Source organism: Microcoleus sp. S36b_A4, assembly GCF_036700645.1.
GTDB lineage: Bacteria > Cyanobacteriota > Cyanobacteriia > Cyanobacteriales > Microcoleaceae > Microcoleus.
Map to the genome: position 1 here is coordinate 19,472 of NZ_JAUBPI010000065.1, position 15,600 is coordinate 35,071.

Annotated in this window: 17 protein-coding genes; 9 read left to right on the forward strand and 8 right to left on the reverse strand. The window is 46.9% G+C overall.

The window, feature by feature from the left end; translation table 11 throughout:
- The first annotated feature begins 20 nt into the window (after positions 1-20).
- The 4 genes from nuoB to QUA03_RS19570 all read left to right on the forward strand — a co-directional run bounded on the left by nuoB (position 21) and on the right by QUA03_RS19570 (position 3,272).
- Positions 21-734 carry an NADH-quinone oxidoreductase subunit NuoB gene (gene nuoB, locus QUA03_RS19555; protein WP_333214173.1) on the forward strand — a complete coding sequence of 238 codons (714 nt, stop codon included), beginning with the start codon at positions 21-23 and terminating at the stop codon, positions 732-734.
- A complete protein-coding gene (locus QUA03_RS19560; RefSeq protein WP_333214141.1) occupies positions 727-1,143 on the forward strand; it encodes a VOC family protein in 417 nt (138 codons plus the stop codon). The genes nuoB and QUA03_RS19560 overlap by 8 nt, the downstream gene beginning before the upstream one ends.
- A 75-nt stretch (positions 1,144-1,218) precedes the next feature.
- Positions 1,219-2,424, forward strand: coding sequence for an FAD-dependent monooxygenase (locus QUA03_RS19565; RefSeq protein WP_333214143.1), 1,206 nt, complete (start codon positions 1,219-1,221; stop codon positions 2,422-2,424).
- Between the two features lie 32 nt (positions 2,425-2,456).
- A complete protein-coding gene (locus tag QUA03_RS19570) occupies positions 2,457-3,272 on the forward strand; it encodes an alpha/beta hydrolase (protein WP_333214145.1) in 816 nt (271 codons plus the stop codon).
- Positions 3,273-3,299: 27 nt separating this feature from the next.
- Here QUA03_RS19570 and QUA03_RS19575 read toward each other — a convergent pair whose 3' ends face one another.
- The 4 genes from QUA03_RS19575 to QUA03_RS19590 all read right to left on the reverse strand — a co-directional run bounded on the left by QUA03_RS19575 (position 3,300) and on the right by QUA03_RS19590 (position 6,358).
- Positions 3,300-3,842: a hypothetical protein gene (locus QUA03_RS19575; RefSeq protein WP_333214146.1), complete on the reverse strand. Its 543-nt coding sequence runs from the start codon at positions 3,840-3,842 to the stop codon at positions 3,300-3,302.
- Positions 3,839-4,336 carry a DUF4365 domain-containing protein gene (locus tag QUA03_RS19580; protein WP_333214148.1) on the reverse strand — a complete coding sequence of 166 codons (498 nt, stop codon included), beginning with the start codon at positions 4,334-4,336 and terminating at the stop codon, positions 3,839-3,841. The genes QUA03_RS19575 and QUA03_RS19580 overlap by 4 nt, the downstream gene beginning before the upstream one ends.
- 42 nt (positions 4,337-4,378) lie before the next feature.
- A complete protein-coding gene (locus QUA03_RS19585; protein WP_333159963.1) occupies positions 4,379-6,016 on the reverse strand; it encodes a hypothetical protein in 1,638 nt (545 codons plus the stop codon).
- Positions 6,017-6,127: 111 nt separating this feature from the next.
- Positions 6,128-6,358 (reverse strand): hypothetical protein, encoded by a 231-nt coding sequence (locus tag QUA03_RS19590; RefSeq protein WP_333214151.1) that lies wholly within the window; start codon positions 6,356-6,358, stop codon positions 6,128-6,130.
- Positions 6,359-6,660: 302 nt separating this feature from the next.
- Here QUA03_RS19590 and QUA03_RS19595 point away from each other — a divergent pair, with 302 nt between their 5' ends.
- The 3 genes from QUA03_RS19595 to QUA03_RS19605 all read left to right on the forward strand — a co-directional run bounded on the left by QUA03_RS19595 (position 6,661) and on the right by QUA03_RS19605 (position 10,275).
- Positions 6,661-6,891 carry a hypothetical protein gene (locus QUA03_RS19595; protein WP_333214153.1) on the forward strand — a complete coding sequence of 77 codons (231 nt, stop codon included), beginning with the start codon at positions 6,661-6,663 and terminating at the stop codon, positions 6,889-6,891.
- Between the two features lie 100 nt (positions 6,892-6,991).
- On the forward strand, positions 6,992-9,763 hold the full coding sequence (locus tag QUA03_RS19600) for a DUF3536 domain-containing protein (protein ID WP_333214155.1): 2,772 nt from the start codon (positions 6,992-6,994) through the stop codon (positions 9,761-9,763).
- Positions 9,764-10,041: 278 nt separating this feature from the next.
- Positions 10,042-10,275, forward strand: coding sequence for a ferredoxin-thioredoxin reductase variable chain (locus QUA03_RS19605; protein WP_333214157.1), 234 nt, complete (start codon positions 10,042-10,044; stop codon positions 10,273-10,275).
- Between the two features lie 92 nt (positions 10,276-10,367).
- On the opposite strand, the gene QUA03_RS19610 is transcribed toward QUA03_RS19605, so the two are convergent.
- The 4 genes from QUA03_RS19610 to QUA03_RS19625 all read right to left on the reverse strand — a co-directional run bounded on the left by QUA03_RS19610 (position 10,368) and on the right by QUA03_RS19625 (position 13,813).
- Positions 10,368-10,601, reverse strand: a complete 234-nt coding sequence (locus QUA03_RS19610) for a hypothetical protein (protein ID WP_333214159.1) — start codon at positions 10,599-10,601, stop codon at positions 10,368-10,370.
- Between the two features lie 325 nt (positions 10,602-10,926).
- Entirely contained in the window at positions 10,927-11,721 is a 795-nt protein-coding gene (locus tag QUA03_RS19615) for a YdcF family protein (protein WP_333214161.1), read from the reverse strand.
- A gap of 119 nt (positions 11,722-11,840) precedes the next feature.
- Positions 11,841-12,167, reverse strand: a complete 327-nt coding sequence (locus tag QUA03_RS19620) for a hypothetical protein (RefSeq protein WP_333214163.1) — start codon at positions 12,165-12,167, stop codon at positions 11,841-11,843.
- An 86-nt stretch (positions 12,168-12,253) separates the two neighbouring features.
- On the reverse strand, positions 12,254-13,813 hold the full coding sequence (locus QUA03_RS19625; protein WP_333214165.1) for an AAA family ATPase: 1,560 nt from the start codon (positions 13,811-13,813) through the stop codon (positions 12,254-12,256).
- A 145-nt stretch (positions 13,814-13,958) separates the two neighbouring features.
- Here QUA03_RS19625 and QUA03_RS19630 point away from each other — a divergent pair, with 145 nt between their 5' ends.
- Both QUA03_RS19630 and QUA03_RS19635 read left to right on the forward strand, forming a co-directional pair.
- Complete coding sequence (locus tag QUA03_RS19630; RefSeq protein WP_333214167.1) at positions 13,959-14,975, forward strand: adenosine kinase; 1,017 nt, start codon at positions 13,959-13,961, stop codon at positions 14,973-14,975.
- A 202-nt stretch (positions 14,976-15,177) separates the two neighbouring features.
- The gene (locus QUA03_RS19635) at positions 15,178-15,309 is read left to right on the forward strand and encodes a hypothetical protein (RefSeq protein WP_333214169.1); all 132 of its coding nucleotides are present in this window, start codon (positions 15,178-15,180) and stop codon (positions 15,307-15,309) included.
- The last annotated feature ends 291 nt before the right edge of the window (positions 15,310-15,600 follow it).

The window sequence follows — 15,600 nt, forward strand, 5'->3', positions numbered from 1 at the left end:
TCAAAATGAACTTACCTGACATGACACTGCATATTCCTTCTGAAGATTTGCCGATCGCCAATTCGATCGCTGCTCCTGAAGTCACGCATCAGCTATCTGGAAACATCATCCTCACAACAGTCGATGACCTTTATAACTGGGCAAAAATGTCCAGCTTGTATCCGCTGATGTTTGGGACTGCCTGTTGCTTCATTGAATTTAGCGCCATGCTGGCAGCCCGTTTCGATTTGGATCGATTAGGTGTATTTCCCCGGATGTCTCCCCGACAGGCAGATTTGATGATTACCGCTGGCACCATCACGATGAAGTATGCTCCAGTTTTGGTGCGCCTGTACGAACAAATGCCAGAACCCAAATACGTGATTGCAATGGGTGCTTGCACGATTACAGGCGGAATGTTCAGTGCAGATTCTCCGACTGCTGTCCGCGGTGTAGACAAGTTAATTCCCGTGGATGTCTATGTGCCAGGATGCCCGCCCCGCCCCGAAGCGATTATGGATGCGATCGTCAAACTCCGCAAAAAAATTGCCAACGAAAGCTTCCAAGAACAGGCACTGAGGGAACCAACCCACCGCTATTACAGTCGCCCTCACGGGATGAAAATCGTCTCACCAACCCACGAGGGAAAATACCTGGAGACTTCAGCGCGACAGATGGCGCCAAAAGAAATTACATCATCGGGATTGCCAACAGTCCAACAGTTTCAATTAACTTCTTATACCTCTCATGATTGATATTGGACTGACTCATATAGCCCTTCCGGTTTCAAATGTTGATCGCAGTATCGAATTTTACTTCAAGTATGCTGGAATGCAAGTAGTTCACCGCCGCATCGATGCAGAAACTGGTGTTGCTGTGGTCTGGCTTTCTGACCGCACTCGCCCTTTTGTAATTGTGCTAATTCAAACAGACTCCGTACATCCCGTTCTGTCTCCCTGGGCACACCTCGGAGTTGGCTGCAAAAGCCGCGAATATATGGACGATCTCTGCGACAAAGCACGTCAAGAAGGCCTATTGCTTGAGGAACCAAAAGATGATGGATATCCGATCGGCTACTGGGCTTTTTTGCGAGATCCGGACGGTCACACGCTGGAACTATCCTACGGGCAAGAAATCGGATTTACAGTGGAGAATGCTACTTGATGTATAGAGCTGCGGCAGTGCTTTATCTCTGAGGATGTAAATTAAGCTGGGGAATACATTAAAAAGCAATGGGGAATGGCAATGAGGCAAGTTGTAATTGTGGGATCGGGGCCAACTGGTGCGGCACTTGCCTTACTGCTGGTGAAACGAGGTATTGCCATAACTTTGGTTGAGGCGGCAAAAGATTCCTACCGAGTGTTTCGCGGTGAAGGGTTAATGCCCAGCGGATTGGATGCGATCGCCCAAATGGGCTTATCCACAATGCTAGAAGGTGTTCCACACCGACAAATTGATGCCTGGGAGTTCATTGTGGGCGATCGGCAACTATTTCGAGTTGATGAGCCAATGGGGTCAAATCGACCTTGTACGCTAGTTTCTCAACCGCCATTCCTTGAAGCACTAATTGCAGAAGCTCAATTGCATCCAGAGTTTGAATTTATCCCAGGTGTTCCCGTAAAAGATTTACTGTACAGCAACGATCGCATTGCGGGTGTAAAGCTAGGAGATGGGCGAGAGATTCCTGCTGCACTTGTGATTGGTACAGATGGTAGAAACTCGGTTGTACGACAGCGTGCAGAATTAGAGTTAGTAAAACAGCAGAATAGTGTAGATGTTCTGTGGTTTAAACTTGCCGCTCATCCTCGGTTTGTGGCGGATAATGTATTTTATTCCATCCTGAATGGCGGTAGCGGATTTAGTGTTTTTCATGGGGCAGAATCAGGAAAACTTCATCTGGCTTGGGTTTTATCTGCCGATGACAAAACCGATTGGAAACACACAGACTGGGCAGAAACTTTCGCATCGCTATCGCCTGCGTGGATGGCAGAACATTTCCGCAACTGTGCCGATACGATCGAATCTCCGATGCGATTATCTGTTGTGGTTGGTCGCTGTCCGTGCTGGCATCGACCAGGAATCATACTTTTGGGGGATGCTGCACATCCCATGTCTCCGGTTCGCGCTCAAGGAATTAACATGGCGTTCCGCGATGTCATTGTTGCGGCCAATCACCTTGTACCTTTATTGAAAGCAGGGGCTAATTACGAGGATATTGACTTAGCATTATCGGGGATTCAGGCAGAACGCGAACCAGAAATTATTCGCGCCCAACAACTGCAAGCACAAGAAGCGTGGAAAGGCGAACAACTGCGAAAAAATGGATTATTGCGTTTATTGATGATGCAAACTGCTCCCTTTTTGGGTGAAAATATTAAACAATTTTGGGTGAAAGGACAGTATGAATTGCGCCAAGGAGTAACAGATGTAAAATTGGTTGTGTGAAAAGAGGAAATTCAAAGTTAGGAGAAAATTGTATGCGATCGACAAATATCAAAGGACCGATCGGCACTATTCACATCATCGAAGCCAGCCCCCCTGTCACCGCTGCGGAATCCGAGGCGCTGCCGGTGGTGTTTGTGCACGGTATGACGGTTTCCGCGAGCATCTGGGAGGCGCAGCTTGCCCATGTCGCCCGTACCCGACGCGCGATCGCCCTTGATATGCGGGGACACGGCGATTCTGCACCGCCGGAAGACGGCAACTATGCGCCCGCCTCCTGTGCAGCGGATGTTTTGGCGGTACTGGATGGGCTAGGACTCGATCGAGTGGCGATCGTCGGGCACAGTTTTGGTGCTTGTATTGCCCTCGCCACAGCAGCCAGCGCACCGCACCGCATCGCGCAGTTGATCCTGGCAGACCCACCTGGAGATTTTACCAAGGTGCCTGCAGAGGTGCACGAGGCACGGATCGTCCCCTACCAGAGAGCTCTGGAGACGGAGGATTGGCGGGCTGCTGTGGAAACCAGCTTCAACGAGGCGCTGACAGGAAGCAGGACCCAGACGCGCGATCGGATTCTCGCTTGCTTGGCGGCGACTCCACGGGATTGTCTGCGTGGAATGTATCGCGGGATGTTTCCCTTTGAAGCTGTTGATGCTCTCGATCGCTACCTAGCAGCCCCTGGAACACGGGCCCACGCCATTATTGCTCCCTCAAACACTTTCCCCTTCAGCCTCCACATCCTCCGTCCCACACTGACGACAACTACGATCCCCGATACTGGACACTGGCTGATGCTGGATGCGCCAGAAGCCTTTGCTAGGGAACTTGATATCTGTTTGGAAGGTGTTTAATATAGGTTTCGACAAAATCTGTTAGTTTTAGCACAATTCATCGAGAGTTAAGTTGTGGGGGTTTTTGAGGATGAAGGCGTTGTTGTCTTTGATTAAGTCACCGCTACAGAGAATCGGTAAGCGTTCTTGATAAGCTTTAATCGCCAGGATGTAATCTTTGTCTGCGAGGGAGGTTTGAATTTTCCGCAATTTGTCAGCTACCAGGCCGAGGAGAGTAATTTCCCCACTTAATTTTTGGGTATTTGGGGTGTGAATTTGCATAACAATTCCCTGAATAGTCATGTTGGGAATGCGGGTAATTAGTTCGCTTAAAATTTCAATTTGAGGGCGATTTTCTGCGTTTTCTAGGGTTTGGATTGCCTCGCGGATGCGGGCTGCATAATCTCCCAGCTTTTCCCGGTTAGGTAGCAATATTTCAAATTTTTCTGCATCGGCTGTTGGTTTGTGCCAAAGTGTGGCATTATCTAAGAAAGGTTGGTCTTCATGCCAGCCGTGAGTTTGTAAGTAATTTCTCAGTTTATTTAGCTCAATTGTTTCGAGAGTTTGGCTATCTTTTACGGTGATTTTCATGGTTGAACTCCTTGGCTAATTCCCTCCATAATTGACTGAAGGGCGGCGACTGTAAATTGGTTGGTTCTGGGGATGGCGACGGTGACAGCGTTTGTGTTTTGTGTTTTTGGCTTTCCCCGCAGCGATATCCAATATCCGCAGCCTCTGATGCAGAGTTCTGTTTCGGACTGGGTTAACCATTCTTCGGGTGTTTCGGGGATTAAAACGACAACTAAAATTCGGGGAATGGCGAAGTTATCCATTCTTAAGTCGTCGTAGTTTTTGAGCTTGAGGGGGTAGCGGATGGAGTTATCGTCTTGGATATCTCTTGATGTAGATTTTAACTGCAATTCTAAGCGAGGTGCTCTGATGCGGCCAGTCCCGCCTTTCGCAGCTACTCCCCAGTCTACGCTGTCATCGTCTACGAAGGGTTTGTAGAGGGAATAGCCGGCAACGGTGGTGACAGCTTGCAGGTAGATGTTGCTGAATTGTTCTTTTTGTTGGTTGATGTCCACTTCAATGTTTTGGCGATTAAATCTAAACCATATATTCTTGGGTTAATACCCTAATTCGCTGGCTTGAAGATCAGCCTTTACCCAATCGACAGGCTGTGAGGTTTGATTTCTGATTATTGGTTGGTATGTACCATCATACCCAAGCATCTTAAAAACAATGCGTACCAGAATATCGTATAAATGATAAGTAATTCTTACAACATCATGTATATCGTATGTTTTTTCTTGGAAGCTAAAGTCACCCGTATGCACTGCAATTCCACGATATCTAGACATAACACTGCTCCAATGAGTCCTTCCATCAGCTCGTGGGTTACTTTGATAGTAGGCATCAATAATGTCAGCATCATGTAAACCCAAATGCTTTAGTAAGTCAGTTACAGCTAGACCGAAATCCCTGTCTATGTTGCTAGAGTTAATCGTTTTATCAGCAATTTTGTTAAGTAACTTGCTTTGCCCTGAATCACTTGCAGCTTGTCCCACAGAACGAATATCTTGTGCCGCAGACTTAAGAGTTTTTTTGACGAACTCCTTATAATCATCATCTAAGCCAAGAAGTAAATTTTGTGTGTCTAGCTTATAGTGCTGACATAAATAATCAAAGGCTCGACAAATTTTATTTAGCTTGTCTTCAATAGTAAGGCTATGTGAACTGCTTTGAACTAGGTCAAATATTACAGAACCTAGAGGTTCTTTTCCATAAGGCGTTGAAGACTGAGCGCCGGTGAGTAAATAGCCAGTTCCCTGATTATATTGTTCCGAAATAGTAGTGTGTCCTCTTGAAAATTTTGGCTGACCGAATCTCTTATGGATGCGTCGGACAAGCCCACCATTAGCATCTCTAAATTCAATCCAAGGAATTCCTACCTCCGAACCAGTAGCAAGACTCAGTAAAGGGAGAAGACCGAATGGTAGCCAGTTCGTCAATTTATCTATGTCAATGGATTCAGAGCCAACTTCCCCAACCATTACCGCTGTGATTGTACGTTGCACCTGACCCGAGTACAGCTTTTTTTTACGTTCCTTAAAATCAAGCAATTTTTGAATAAATCCCTTAGTTCCTTTGAAATCAAAGACAATTAAACGATGAATATTGAAAAAAAGCTTCCTGAATAATGGTGTCCATGTAGTATTCTCTGCATCGTCAAGCCTGGGAAGAATACGCAGGGGATGGCAATCAAGCTGTGAATTTAGCTGAGTAAAATCTGAGATTAAGTTAAATATTGGAAATACCCAATATTTAGGAATTTCAGCATTTATATTGTCAAAATATGAAGGAACCAAATAAAATTCAACTCTCGTGTTATCCCCGCCCAAAGCAATGCTAGGCTGGTAGACTATACTTCCCTGTGCGGAATAAATCCCATCGGGAGTATTGACAGTTAAACTTTTACACGGGTTGCTTCCTAAACGATTTGTAAAAGAGAAACGACCCTCTTCCTCTATGGGGGTATCTGCATTAAAAAATTCTATAAAACCAACGCGGAGGGGCTGTTCTGTATAGCAGTTGGCTACGTTCATTTCGATACTGGAGTTGCCGAATTCATCAAAGGAAACTTTAACCAATCCTTCGATATATCCTTTAGGATTTTCAAACTCAGCCCGTCCTTCTCCTTCATAGTCAATGTTGGTTAAGAACCAAGTGTTATGGACAACGTTATTGTTTTGATTGGAACTCATATCATTACTCGTGGCATTTTTTCTATTGGTTTAACTCGATTTTATTTTTAAAAATACTTGGTGATTTCACCTCACGAATAACTGCAAACCTGCGGGCTTTCTCCTGATTCATCAGATAGCATGAACTAACACATTTCGACTCCATCCTTGCTTGATAGTATAGCGAAGGTAGCACTCGCGCTCAACAGGAGCTTTCACAGCATTCAGAATGCGGAGATTATGCCCCAATGAATTTCTGCAAGAGGTGCTTGCACTAGGCGATCGCCAGAAACCTAGTTTTTTTCCAACTTCGCCGTCAAATGCAGCATCTTCTCGTCCAAACCCTCCTCCTCCTCCTCCCATGCCTCCGCCCCCACATACCTCTCAGGAGTTAAAACCTAACACTTACCGTTTTGCTTTTTTGTGGCCTTTTGACTCCGCACCAGTGTTACAACTCTTCTGGAAAGTACATTTGCAGCCAATCTGCCCCGCCCTAACCCAACTAGCCTAACTTCTCCAGAACTTAGGTAAAAAGCACCTAAAGTATGATGCGAAACTCGGGCAAAACTCTTATTCTATAAATCGATCGGGCATTAAACCGATATCCCCAACCGCCAAGATTTATTGCCAAAAATTAAATCTTTCCGGCGAAAAGTTGCTATTTAATGAATAAGACTTTACAATCCAGCAATGTAAATCAAAATCTCAATGAGCAGCCCTGCAAGCACAAACCCGAAAGGGGTCGCAAGTGCCAAAAAGCAGCAAAAGCTACCTTTTTTAATTCTTTCAACAGCAAAGCATTGGCAGAAAAACCCAGGGATCGACGGTTGGCATCTTGGAACGAATGCTTTGCTCGCAATACTACAAATGTATCAAAACTTGTCAGCCAAATTTAGTCCTAACAGATGCCTAGCTGTAACTCTTGCTGCGTAAGGTTTCAGTTTCTAATTAGGCTGGTTTTATTGTCTTTAACTACTTGAGTGAGGATTTGCCCGCATGGTTTCGATTTCTACTACTCAATCCGATGTGCTGCCTTTGTCTTCGCCAACCGTAACGGCTGCAACCCAAACCAGCGTGGCTGCTGCAACTGGGGTGTGCGTGACGGTTCACGGTCACTTTTACCAGCCACCCCGGGAAAACCCTTATCTGGACGCGATCGAACGCCAAGCCAGCGCCTCTCCCGCCCACGACTGGAACGAACGCATTGACATCGAGTGCTACCGCCCGAACGCCTTTGCCCGCATACTCAACGATCGCGGCGAAGTCACGGGGATCGTCAACAACTACGAGTATATGAGCTTCAACATCGGGCCGACCCTGATGAGCTGGCTCGAACGCTACGACACGGAAGTCTACCAGCGGATTCTGGAAGCCGATCGCAAAAGCTGTCAGCGGCTCAACGGTCACGGCAACGCGATCGCCCAAGTCTACAATCACATCATCATGCCTCTCGCTAACGAGCGAGACAAATACACCCAAATTCGGTGGGGGATCGCAGATTTTCGCTCCCGGTTCGATCGCGATCCCGAAGGAATGTGGCTCGCCGAAACCGCCGTAGACTACGCCACCCTCGAAGTTTTAGTCGCTGAAGGCATCCGCTTCATTGTCTTAGCTCCCTCCCAAGCCGAACGCTGCCGCCCGCTAATCGGGCAAAACCACGAAGGAGAACCAGCGGAAAATTCCGAATGGCACGAAGTCGGCGGCGGTCAAATCGATCCGACTCGCCCGTACCGCTGCTATTTGAAGCCGGAAATGCGGTTGATGGCTGACCACCAACTCTCGCCGCTGAGCACTCACTATTTTGGCCGCCAGCACTCCCAAAATTCCGAAGCCCCACCTGCCAACACTCCCTACATTGATATCTTTTTCTACGACGGCCCGATCTCGCGGGATATGGGCTTCAATGACGTTCTCAGCAGCAGCCACCACTTGGTCGGGCGCTTGGGTCAAGCAGTACGCGGAGACCACCGACCGGCTCAATTAATCTGCGTGGCGACGGACGGCGAAACTTTCGGCCACCACAAACACAGTACGGAAAAATGCCTCGCCTACGCCTTCACAGAAGAGTTTCCCCGTCGAGGCTGGACGGTGACGAATTTTGCTCATTATTTAAGTCAAAATCCGAGCGCTTGGGAAGTGGAACTCAAACCGGTGACGGCCTGGAGTTGTTCTCACGGGGTCGATCGCTGGCAAGATGATTGCGGCTGCGGTGGTGGCGGCGGATGGCACCTCAAATGGCGCCGCCCTCTGCGGGATACTCTGAATTGGCTGCGCGATCGACTGATTCCGATTTACGAAGAAGCGGGGCGCAAACTGTTGTGCGATCCCTGGAAAGCCAGAGATGAATATATTGAGGTCATCCGGGATCGATCGCCCGCTAACGTTGACAGTTTCCTTCAACGCCATCAAGTGCGCCCCCTCGATGCCGGAGAACAGGTGGACGCCCTGCGACTGCTGGAAATGCAGCGCCACACGCTGTTAATGTTCACTAGCTGCGGCTGGTTTTTTGAAGAAATTTCGCGGCCAGAAGGCGTGCAAATTCTGCGCTACGCGGCCCGGGCGCTGGAATTGGCGGGCGAAGTTACCGGCGTGCAGCTAGAAAAGGATTTTGTCGCTCAACTAGCCCTCGTACCCAGCAACGTTGAATGTTTTAAAACAGGGGCAGAAGTTTACCGCCAACTGGTGGTGACAGCCCAAATTAGTCTCAAACAAGTGGCCGCCCACTACGCAATCAGTTCTCTGTTTGCCAAATACTCCCGCGAAGAGCGACTTTACTGCTATCAGGCCCAGCAGGAAGACTTCCAAATTCAGCGCATGGGCTCGATGACTCTGGCTGTGGGTCAATTGCAGTTAACCTCGGAAATTACGCGGGAAACAGAGGTTTTTGTGTTTGCTGCGTTGCACCTCGGCGGCTGGGACTTCCACTGCTGCATTCAGCCTTTTGGCAGCCGCCGGTCTTACACTATGCTCAAAGAGCGGTTGTTTGGGGTTATGCAAGAAGCTTCGGCGGCCCACGCGATTCTGGAAATGGTGCGCCTGTTTGGGGATCAGTCGTTTAGCTTGCGGGATTTATTCGCTGAGGAACGCCACCGGATCGTGCAGTTGCTGAGTCAGGAAAATTTGACTCGGTTGGATCAGCTTTACACTCAGGTTTACCGCGAAAATTACGGGGTGATGATGGCGTTCCACCGCGACGAGTTGCCGGTGCCGGTAGAGTTGCAGGTGGCTGCTGAGGTTGCTTTGGGACACCGCTGTTTGACGGCGGCCAAGGCGCTGGAAGTGGAAACGGAGGATGTGGAACCGCTGCTGGCAGAAATTGAGGCGATCGCCACTGAAAGCGGCCATCTCCGCTGTCGGTTGAACGTTCCCGAAGTCAAGGAAATTTTGGAAAAGATGGTTTGGCGATCGCTAGACAGGCTGCTGCAAGCAGGATCGGGTGTGGATGAGCGCTCGCCTGTCAAGTTGGAAGCTGATATCCGCACGATCGAGCGTTTGATTGCTGTGGGCGATCGGCTGAGTTTAGGCTTGTGTTTGGACAAATCGCAGGAACTGTATTTCGATTCTCTGTACAGCCAAATTGTGCCTCTGTGCTTGGGCTGGCTGCAACGGCAAGATGCCTCGGCGGACGAAAATGCGGTGGCTGCTGTTGCCTTGGAGATTGCACGTTCAGGCGGCGGCTGGGAGTTGTCTTCGATCCGGCAGTTGCTGGAGTTGGGTCAAACCTTGGCTGTTGATGTTGAGTGTTGGTTAAATCAGTTAAGTAAATAGTTTTCTGATTAGCCTGCATCTATTCCCGCCCTTGAGAATCCGCCCGATCGAGCTTGAAATGCCGATCGGGCCTACGGTTTCAACCGAGAATAGATCGGCCTGGATGCCTCCATGCCGATCGTGGCGGGCGCTCGAAGCACCGACAGAGAACCGCCAATTTTGTTTAAGTTTTCGCTCTACTTATGTGGGAAGATAAAAAGACTGTCCCCAAAGCGTACAGGTGTTCTGCACTTGCGCGCTTTGTAGAGTTTGGAAGAAAGAACACTAAGTTTAAATTTATGAAAGTTGGCGATCGCGTTTGCATTAAAAACTCTGTTGTTGTCTACCACCATCCTGAAAATCGCAGTCAACCATTTGATATTAAGGGTATGGAAGGAGAAGTCGTGGCGATCGTTCAGGAATGGCACGGCAGACCTGTAAGTGCCAATTGGCCGATTCTAGTTCAGTTTGACAAAAAATTTAAAGCTCATTTCAAAGAAGATGAGGTTGAATTGATCTCTTCTGAAGTCTAGCTGTTTGATCCCCGACTTCTTAAAGAAGTCGGGATCTTGGGTCTCGGTTGTTTAAAGTGGGATTAAGTTAATATTCGTAATTTATTTAATCCTTAATTTTTCGACCCTCTGCGGCTGAACCAACCTAAAATATTCCAATCTCCCTGCATTTTCTGCAATTCCTGCTGATGCTGCTTGGCTGTAGCGTAATACCACTGGCAGTGAAGTTCTAGTTCTTGACGGTACTTAATTTCGTCGTAAAACTCGCGGACAATTTGGTGTCTCTGAAAAATTTCGGCCGCGGGAGTCGGTTCTGGGGCAATGTTTTGCAACTCGTGGGGCAGCATGATTGTTTGGGGGCGACGGTGGCTAATATTGGCTGTATTGACTTTAAGCTAGCACACTCAATCGATTTTAGATTTTAGATTTTAGATTTTAGATTTTAGATTTTAGGTTTTAGATTTTAGATTTTAGATTTTAGGTTTTAGATCGTATCCCTTTGATTTAGAATCTTATCTGATGAAGTTTTGTAGGGGCCGGTTCGCCCAGATATTTGATAAGTATAGACAAATTATATAAACCCGCCCCGCCCCTATAATTGGGATGCAACCGGATTTGATATGAGTTTAAATTCTTCAATCTAAAATCCAAAATTTAAAATCTAAAATTCTGTTAAAGCCATCCCCGCAGCCGATAAACGATTAAGCCGATGTATTCTTTCAAAGCTTTAGTTGACTGGTTTAACTGATAGGTATCCGGCAATAAATCCAAGGCGACTGCTTGCCAATTGCTTTGGGATGCTGCGATATCCTGCTTTGTGATCTGAAAGTCTGTTGGTACCGCAATTGCTTTTATTCCTTGACGCTGGAAAATTAAGAGCGATCGAGTCATGTGCATCGCCGATGTCACTAGCAAAACCGGCCCTTTTATAGCTTTAGCATCTAAAATTTTCCGCACGTTGACGGCATTTTGATAGGTGTTGTGTGAATCGGGGTCTTGCAGAATTGCTGATGCTGGTACGCCCATTGTTTGGGCAATTTCTGCCATGTCTGCTGATTCGGGAGGCCCGCCACCTTTCCAATCTACTCTACCGCCGCTGAGAATTAGCAAAGGAGCTTTGCCTTGCCGATAAAGTCGGGAACCGTAGATTATTCGATCGCCCGCTTCCGCTAATTCTACCCAAGGACGGGGAGGTAAAGCTGCTTTGACACCGCCGCCCAAGACGATAATCGCTTCAGCTTGGGGGAGTTCGGCGGTTGGTAAGTTTTGCCATTCGAGCGATCGAACTAACGATTTTGAAACCCAACCGCTACTTCCGAGCAGTAAAATAATTAGAGCCCCAGCAATTGGCGCCGCCGCCCATTTGGGACGCTTCCAAAGTGTGATTAAAGCCGCCATCATTAACAGGCAACTCAATCCCAAAGGATAAATAAACAGCGGCAAGAGTTTCGATAGAAATACAAACATTCAATTGGAAATTGGCATTGGGAAATTGTACGCTCGCGTAGCCGAAGTATTGGGTATTGGAACGAAGGGCATTAGTGAATGTTAACGAATGACTAATGACTAATGACTAATGACTAATGCTAGCGACGATCCTCTGGCCCAGATAACCAGCCAAACAATGTAGCAGCATCAGCCCTAGAGGTTCTGCTATATTTATGGCCGTCCCTTTGCACTACTTCTTTATTGAGGATAGCATCCGAGGTTTTGTCCTGGGAATTCATATTCGGGTTGAGTAGTAATTCGTTGTGCCACCAAGCGACAATTAAACCTGCTGCCACGCCGCCGAGGACACCAAGACCGAGACTCAGGGGCAGCTTACATCCTACTAAGCGAAACCCAACGGTAAACAACACAAACCATATCAGCGCGGGGCTAAACCCCTTGGAGTCTCCGGTAAATTTTGGCATAAGCTGCAAGTTGTGTTTGTAATAACACAGAAAGATATTTACAATATTAGCAGACAATCAAATTGCCAAGGGCGATCGAGCTACAACTACTCCCCACAAATCTCGTTTAATTGTACCTCTAAGTCTGGGGCGGTATTGACAATTTTTACAGAAATTTGCTCTAATTCTGTAAAAGGTTCAAAAGCTGCTTGCTGCGAACTCAATAGTTCGGCTGTCGCGTCTGCAATATCGCCCCTGCGCTGTTGCAGGCGTTCTCGCAATACTTCAATTGGTGCGGTGCAGTAAATGATTTGAATGGGCAAGCCGTGGGATTGAGCCTGATTAATTGCATCGGTTCTCAAGTTTTGGCGATCGAACTTGGCATCTAAAATCACATTCCAACCTCGCTCAGCCAAAATTATCCCCAACTCTAACAATCTACCATAGGTCTGCGCGGTCATTTCAGCCGAGTACAAATCTTGCCCCCCGCGTTCATTTAAAGGAATTCCGCCTAAATGTTTGCGAACCGCATCGGATCGAATGTGAATTGCCCCTGTGCGTCGAGCCAAATATCGAGCTGCTGTACTCTTGCCAGAACCAGACAAACCAGACATCAAAGTTAACTTTCCCCGGTGCGGTTTTGTGTATTGCCAAGCCAGTTTATAGTAATGAGCAGCCGTTTGTGAAATCTCTGCTTTTTGGGCTGTTGAAATAGCAGAATCGTCCAACATTAACGAAGTTACTTTTGCTCTAACATAAGCTTGACGGCTCAAATACAGAGGCAACAGTTGCAGTCCTTCCCAGTCCCCTGTTTGTTCGATGTAAGTATTGAGAAAAGCATTGCCTAAGTCTCTGCGCCCCCGCGATTCCAAGTCCATTACTGTAAAAGCGACATCGTACATCACATCAACAAAGCGAAAAGGCTCGTTAAATTCAATGCAGTCGAATAGCAATATTTTATCTTGCCAGAAGGCTATATTCCGCAAGTGCAAATCTCCGTGGCACTCGCGAATTTTATTCTTGGCAACCCGAATATTAAATAACTCTTGATTTTCCTCAAAAAACGCATCAGTATAATCTTTAGTTTCCTGAAAATGTGCCTGAGTCTGCGGCCCGCCAATATATTTTTGCGAGATCAGGTAATTGTTGTCTATTGCTGTACGAATCTGACTGACTTCGCCAAATGTGCGAATGTAGCTATTACTATTTGCCGTGCTGTGAAACTTGGCAACTTCCCGGCCTAAGTCTGCCATAATTTGCTCGGTCAAAAGTCCGCGTTCCAACAAGCTGAGCAACAGCGAATCTTGAGGAAATTCTCGCATTTTCAGCACGTATTCTACAGCAATCTCGCCAGAATTTATAGCAGGTAAGTTGCTGCCCAATTGAAATAAATCCCCAATTTGAACAATTGGCAAAACTTCTAGATAAATTTCCGGTGCCGTGCGTCGGTTCAGCAGCAATTCTTCTTTGCAGAAATGCTGCCGTTTCTCCAAAGTTGAATAGTCCAAAAAGCCAAAATTGACTGGTTTCTTGATTTTGTAAGTATAATCTCCTGTCAGCAGGACAAAGGAAGCGTGAGTCTGAATTAGCTGCACTGGTTCTGTCACCCCGTGCGGGTAAAACCCGGGCTGCAACATTTGCTGAATCAGCGGTGGGAGACAAGTCATAGCGATTTTAGATTTTAGATTTTAGATTGGGGATTTTGGATGGTGAATTTTAGATTTTAAGTTGGGGACTTTAGATTGGGAGTGGGGATGTTGACTTTAATCCGATTTATTATAGAGTTGATAGTTAGTGTAAAAAAAAGCAGCGATGACAGAAAATAATCAAGATTCCCGTTCCGTGGATGTGTTTGGCGTAGGCAATGCCCTTGTAGACATCCTAGCATTGGTGGAAGATGAATTTGTACTCGGCCACGGGCTGAATCGCGGCGGGATGACGCTGATGAATTCGGAAACGCAGGGGGGGATTTTGCACGATTTAGAACACAATTCGCTGCAAATGCGATCGGGGGGTTCGGCGGCAAATACGATGATTGGTTTGGCTCAGAGCGGCGGTAAAGCGTATTATTCGGGGAAGGTTGCTAAGGATACTAACGGCGAATTTTATCGGCAAGATTTGCTGGCGGCGGGGATTGATTTTAATGTGCATCCTGCTGCTGAGTCTAAGGAACCCACTGGTACTTGTGTGGTGCTGACTACGCCGGATGCGGAACGCACGATGTGTACTAATCTGGGGGTTTCTACTACTCTGGCGACGACTGATATTGATGTCGATCGACTGGCTCACTGCAAGTACAGTTATGTTGAGGGCTATCTTTGGGATGCTCCCGATCCGAGAAAGGCTAGCATTGAGACGATGGAACAGTCTAAGCGTCTGGGTGTAAAGGTGGCTTTTACTTTTTCGGATGGCTTTTTAGTCGATCGCTTTGCTGATGATTTTCACAAGGTGGTTTCGCAATATTGTGATGTAATTTTTTGCAATGCTGATGAAGTTCGGAGCTTTTTCAAGGAGGAATCTCTGGAAGAGTGCGCTCGGAAAATGAGCGAGATTTCGGATTTGGCTTTTATCACTAATGGGGATAAAGGCTGCATGGTGGTGGAGAACAAACAGATTGTTGATGTCGCTGGATTTCCGGTAAAGGCGATCGATACTGTGGGTGCTGGAGATGCTTTTGCTGGCGGTGTTTTGTTTGGAATTACTAACGGTTTGAGTTCTACACAAGCGGCTCGCTGGGGCAATTTTTTGGCTTCTAGGGTGGTGCAGATTCATGGGCCTCGACTTGAGGGTTCTCAGGCTCATCTTTTGAGTGAGGTGATTTCTGGTTAGGAATTGAAAGGGGCGATCGCACTTTGTGGATTAAGGGCGATCGCTCTTTTTAGCAACCGCAGATGAAGGCGGATGAACGGGGATCAATGCAGATGGAATAAGGGCGATCGCACTTTTTTGAACCCCAGATGAAAACTGACACGAAAAAGCCGATCGCTATTGCTAAAATAAAATTTAACGACTGTTTATTTCTCACCAGATTATGACTATCATTGAACAGATTTACGCGATCGTCAAAACTCTTCCCCAAAACCAAGCTAGCGAAATTCTCACTTTCGCTGAGCTTATTCGTGCCAAGTACCTGAATGCTGTCGGGGCGACAAGTCGCCTATAACGCTGATAGAATAAGCCTCATAGCTCTTATGCCTTGTTGATAATTAGGTAGTTTATGTGGAGACAAAGACATTAATTCAACAACAACCTGCCAATTATTAAACATCGAATCGACCCATGATTCACCCCAGAGTCCAATATAAAAAGTGCTATGTCTAGCATATTTTCTGTGGCTTTCTGTTTTTCTGCCTAGATATTCTTGAACTTGCTTTGATTTAATAGACCTCTTGCGAAAGTCTCAGACGAGCGCTAGTTTGTCTTCAAAAAAAGTTCATAATTATAAATACCAGCG